Source organism: Pedobacter sp. 05L430, assembly GCF_056397585.1.
Genome location: NZ_JBFTNT010000272.1, coordinates 1 through 5809 on the forward strand (window position 1 = coordinate 1; position 5809 = coordinate 5809).

The 5809-nt window shown below is 37.7% G+C and carries 4 protein-coding genes; 2 read left to right on the forward strand and 2 right to left on the reverse strand.

The window, feature by feature from the left end:
- Positions 1–616: MFS transporter (locus AC1DG9_RS22210; protein WP_477635255.1), on the reverse strand; the 616-nt coding region annotated here is incomplete at its 3' end.
- Positions 617–656: 40 nt separating this feature from the next.
- The gene (locus AC1DG9_RS22215; protein ID WP_477635256.1) at positions 657–1976 is read right to left on the reverse strand and encodes an APC family permease; all 1320 of its coding nucleotides are present in this window, start codon (positions 1974–1976) and stop codon (positions 657–659) included.
- Positions 1977–2130: 154 nt separating this feature from the next.
- Here AC1DG9_RS22215 and AC1DG9_RS22220 point away from each other — a divergent pair, with 154 nt between their 5' ends.
- On the forward strand, positions 2131–4032 hold the full coding sequence (locus AC1DG9_RS22220) for a DNA topoisomerase IV subunit B (protein ID WP_477635257.1): 1902 nt from the start codon (positions 2131–2133) through the stop codon (positions 4030–4032).
- Between the two features lie 122 nt (positions 4033–4154).
- Positions 4155–5809: sensor histidine kinase (locus AC1DG9_RS22225; RefSeq protein ID WP_477635258.1), on the forward strand; the 1655-nt coding region annotated here is incomplete at its 3' end.

Sequence of the window (5809 nt, forward strand, 5' to 3'; positions counted from 1 at the left end):
GGCAAAAGATGGTGTATTGCAGGGCTTCGGATCTGTCTGTGATTTTAAAAACATCCTGTATCAGATCAGCATAATTATTGCACATGGCTCCAATTATCATCCCTAAAACAAAGCCCACCTGCTGAAAGGTAGATAGTTTGACTTTCTGATCAGCACTGTGTGTTAATTCAGCAAGCAGTGCATTATAAGGAATAATATAGGTGGTAACCGAAATAAAAAAACCAGCAAGTACTATGGTAAGCCACCAGGCATTGGTAATGCTTTCGCCCTTAACCATAGGATAGAAAACCAGTGAGCAACATACCACTGCCGGCACTATTGCATATTTCATAATAGGAATGCGCCTGCCTTTTGGGTTGTCGCTGGCGTCGCTGACGGAGGCAATGAACGGGTCATATATGGCATCAAACAATCTGCCGGATGCAGCAATGAGTGATAAAATATTAAAGGCACCGAATACCAATAATTGGGGAACCAGCGGAGTGAGTCCTGAATTGTTTGGAGGAAGATAAAAATAGGGCAGCATAACTATAATAATGTTGGTCATGATGCTCCAGCCCATCATTCCTGCTGCATAGGCAATTTCTTTTTTAAAGGGTAATTCTTTTATCGGCATTTTATATAGGGTGATGGATTGAGCTTGTTAATTCTGGTTGCTATGTTCGGTTTCTTTGGTAAAATCGGTTTATGAAATAGATGATAATAAAGCATGCAAAGATCAATAAACCATTTATTGCGGCTTGCGGATCGTCGGCATAAATGCTGATAGCTACAAATAAATAGGCGGCAATAAATATTAATGGCATTAAGGGATACAGGCGCATACTGTAAATGGTATTTTTATCAAGATGGGGGGTTCGCTTTCTTAAAAAGAATATGGTAGCCGCGGAAGTAGCCATACCAATACAATCTAAAAATATGGTGTAGTTCAGGATTTTGTCGAATGTTTGAGCGTAAAACAATGTAATGATAGAGATGATTGTGAATACAGTTAAGCTCACAAACATGACATCCGATTTTTTGCTCTTTTTAGTAAAGATTGCAGGTAATGCTTTCTCTTCGCCCATGGCAAACATAGCGCGTGGATTGCTTAGTAAATTGACATTTACATAGCCTAAAACAGAAAGGTAAATTAAGCAGGATAACACAGTAAAACCTATGGGACCAAAGATTTTTCCCGCAAGTATTGCAGCAATGCTTTCGGCTGTTTTTAGCTGTTCAAACCCTATGACCCTTACATATACGTAATTAATTGCCATGTAAAGTATAAAAATGATAGCTAAGCCGGTAAAGATTGAGCGGGGGATAATTTTACCCGGAGATTTTGTTTCGCCCCCAAAGTTGATGGTTTGCTGATATCCGCCAAAGGTAAAAGAGATGCCGATTAAACAGATGCCCAGGGCCTTGCCATAATCAAACAGGGTTGGGGTAGTTGAACCTGATGTGTTGAAAGTGGAAGGAGAGCTTACTGCTGCCGGCCCCATAAACACAGCGCCAATTAATATAAGCACCATGCCTATTTTTATTAACGAAAGTACGTTTTGCGTTTTAGAGCTAACTTTTAGTCCCAATAAATTGATGAAGTAAAACAGACCAATAGAAATAGCTGCAATAGCTATTCTTGAAAACTCGGTTTGCATTTCAACGGGTAAAATAATCTTACTTAAATACTCAGCTCCAATAATTGAAACACCTGCAACTGAAGCGGCATTTGAAACTACTATGATGCAGTTGATGGCGAAAGCAATGGAAGGATGGTAAAATGCAGAGAATATTTTATAATACCCGCCGGTAACCGGAAAACGAGATCCTATTTCGGCATAAGTTAAAGCTCCACACAGAGCAATTAATCCTCCAACAATCCATGCTAAAAAAAATAACTCTGGTATTTGCGCTCCTGCAGCTACATTAACGGGTGTGCGGAAGATGCCCATCCCTATTACCAGACTTACAACGATCATTGATAAGTCAAGCATGGAGAGCTGTTTTTCAGGTCGCATATTGAGCATGATTTAATTTGTTTGAATATACATGAAAATGTGCATTTGTTGAAACTTTGTAATTGATTCCCCAGCTTATTCGAGTAAATTTACTGCATTATAGTATTTTTGTATTATACTTACTTACATCATGGCTGAACCGAATTATAACGAAGATAGTATACGCTCCCTCGATTGGAAAGAGCACATCAGATTACGTCCCGGTATGTACATTGGTAAACTGGGCGATGGATCTGCACAGGACGATGGGATTTATGTTTTGCTGAAAGAAATTGTGGATAACTCAATTGATGAGTTTGTGATGGGATCTGGCAGAACAATTGAAATTACGGTATCCGAACACAAGGTTAATGTTAGGGATTACGGTAGGGGTATTCCTTTGGGTAAGGTAATAGACTGCGTATCTAAAATAAACACCGGTGGTAAGTATGATAGTAATGCCTTCCAAAAATCTGTAGGGTTAAATGGTGTGGGTACTAAGGCGGTAAATGCGCTCTCTACCAATTTTGTGGTTCAGTCTTATCGTGATGGGAAAACGAAAAAAGTAGAATTCTCTAAAGGTGAAATTGTTTTGGAGAATGATATTATTGAAACTACTCAGCGCAATGGTACAGCAATTACTTTTTATCCGGATGAGACTATTTTTAGAAACTACCACTACATTTCTGATTTTGTAGAGAGTATGATCTGGAACTATGTGTTCCTGAATACAGGCCTTACAGTCAATTTTAATAATCAAAAATACTTCTCGGAAAGGGGGTTGTACGACCTGCTTTCTAAATTTAACAAAGCCGATGAATTACGCTATCCTATCATTCACTTAAAAGGTAATGATATTGAAATTGCAATGACTCACGGACAACAATACGGTGAGGATTATCACTCTTTTGTTAACGGTCAGCATACTACGCAAGGCGGTACGCATCAGGCTGCATTCCGTGAGGCAGTGGTAAAAACGATAAGAGAGTTCTATAAAAAAGAATATGATGCTTCTGACATCAGGGCATCCATTATTGCTGCAATTTCTGTTAGGGTGCAGGAACCTGTTTTTGAATCGCAGACTAAAACCAAACTTGGGTCTCAGAATATGGGCCCCGAGGGGCCTTCGGTAAGAACATTCATTAACGACTTTGTTAAAAAGGAACTTGATGATTATCTGCACAAACATTCTGATGTATCTGATGCATTGTTGAAAAGAATCCTGCAGTCTGAAAGAGAGCGTAAAGATATTGCAGGCATCAAGAAGCTGGCTAACGATAGGGCAAAAAAAGCATCTTTACACAACAAGAAACTAAGAGACTGTAAAGTCCACTTTAACAGTAATCACGATAAGAGATACGAGACTACTTTGTTTATTACCGAGGGTGATTCTGCTTCCGGTTCTATCACTAAATCCAGAGATGTAGATTGCCAGGCAGTTTTTAGTCTTAAGGGTAAGCCTCTGAATTGTTATGAGCTTACTAAAAAGGTGGTATATGAAAATGAAGAGTTCAACCTGTTGCAACATGCATTGAATATTGAAGACGGGTTGGAAGGCTTGCATTACAATAATATTGTAATTGCTACTGATGCCGATGTTGACGGTATGCACATCAGGTTGTTAATGATGACCTTTTTTCTTCAGTTTTTTCCTGATCTTGTGCGTGCAGGCCATGTTTACATTTTGCAAACGCCATTGTTTAGGGTTCGTAATAAAAAGGAAACGATTTATTGCTATAGCGACGATGAAAGAAAGCGTGCAATTGARAAGCTKGGYAAYAAACCWGAAATTACCCGATTTAAAGGTTTRGGTGAAATYTCKCCWGATGAATTCGGWYTKTTTATMGGTAARGATATCAGGTTAGATCCAGTAATCTTAAAGGATCAGACCATTAAAAATCTTTTGGAATATTATATGGGTAAAAATACCCCGGACAGGCAACAACACATCATTAGAAACCTTAGGGTAGAGAAAGATACTATAGAGGAATTATTGCCCGAAGAACTCGTTATTGCAGAAGATCCTGAGGAAACAACACTAGATGTTGCTTAAGATTTATTAAAGTATCGGTTATGTGAAAATTTTCGTTTATTATTGTATTTCAATCAGATCCCTTTTGATATAATTGTTTGATAAGTTCTGTAGTTATTAAAACTGCAGTATAATAAGATAATATGTCGTTTAACGCTAAGAGAAGAGATCCATTCCGTTACTTTGTAGTAGCATTTTTGATATTTGCATTGTTTATTTATGCCTTTCTGTTATACCTCAGGAATAATAAAATTAATGGGCTAAAGCACGATATTACGAAGCTAACGATGCTTCAGAAAAGTTATTCGGAAGTAGATACCTGTATTTATACCCTTTATCAGGCAGAGAATAATTCGCGCATGTATGCCGTAACTGCAGATAAATATTATCTTAATCAATTCTCAGACGGTATCCATAAAATCTCTCTTCTTTTAAACGATTTAAATAGCCTAGGCGATAACAATACGGAAAATCAGGATTTAAAAGAACTTGTAAAACAGAAAAAGCTAAAGACAGAGAGCTATTTGAAACTTAGGCAGTTAACAGATAGCCTGTTTGCCGGGTTCTCAAAACTTGGTTTGGAAGAAAGGCGTGCCCAGGCAAAAATTAATCTGGGTTCAATAAAGAAAAAGTTTAAAACAGTAACAACCGTCGATACGATTAAACAAGCAGTTAAACCACGTAAAAAATTCTTTGGCCGATTAGCGGATGCAATTTCCAATAAAGGGAGTAAAGATAGTGCCGTTACAATTGTTAAAACCAAAAAGAACGAGGGAGTGGTAGATGAGGTTACCACTTTTAATAACAAATTGTTAGAAGAAGTAGAAGCCTATTACCGGAAGCTTTATGCTAACAATAACCAAATCAAGAGCAATGAAAAGGCAATTTTGTTGTTGAATAATAAACTGATCCAGGATATTATTACGGTATTAAAGGAGTTTAAGCAAAATGATATTGAGTATGTGGCTAAACGAAGGGTTACTTTGGGCGAAGAGCTTGAAGTAGAGCTTAAAAAATTAAGCGGAATGGAACTGATAGATGCACTATTGTTGGTTTGTTTAGTCGCAATTATTCTATATAATTTATATAAGCTTTATAAGAATGAAAGTTTATTGATCAGCCTGAATGGTTTGGCAGCTCAAGATTCGCATTCGAAAAGTCGTTTCCTTGCTAATATGAGCCATGAAATACGCACACCATTAAATTCGGTAGTTGGATTTTCTGAGCAGCTAGGCAAGAGTAACCTGAATGATGAACAGAGAGAGCAGGTAGACGCTATACGCAGTTCATCAGAGATGCTGCTCGAACTGGTTAATGAAATTCTAGATTTTTCTAAATATGAAGTAGGCGTAATAAATATCGAATCTGAGCCTTTCTCTCCGGAATCAGAGATTGCGGAAGTTTTTCATAGCATGAATGTTCTTGCAGAAAATAAGGATCTGAAATTAGAGAGTAAAATAGCTATCGATAAAAATATTTATTTAATTGGCGACCGTTTGCGTTTGAAACAGGTTGTTATGAATTTGCTAACCAATGCGATTAAGTTCACAAAAAGAGGGAAAATAACGCTTCGGGTTCAATTGGTAATAGATGGGAAAAAACAGGCGGTACTAAAAGTACAGGTAGAGGATACTGGTATAGGTATGGCCAGGGAAGACCTTGATCTGATATTTCTTGAATTCTCGCAAATCTATTCATCGGCTACAACACAACTTCAGGGAACTGGACTGGGATTAGCAATTTGTAAAAAGATAGTAGAACTGCAGGGTGGTAAAATAAATGTGAGCAGTGTACTTGG

Bases quoted from the DNA above. Each gene is read 5' to 3' on its own strand.
- AC1DG9_RS22215 (WP_477635256.1), bottom strand. From the start codon at position 1,976: ATGCTTGACTTATCAATGATCGTTGTAAGTCTGGTAATAGGGATGGGC.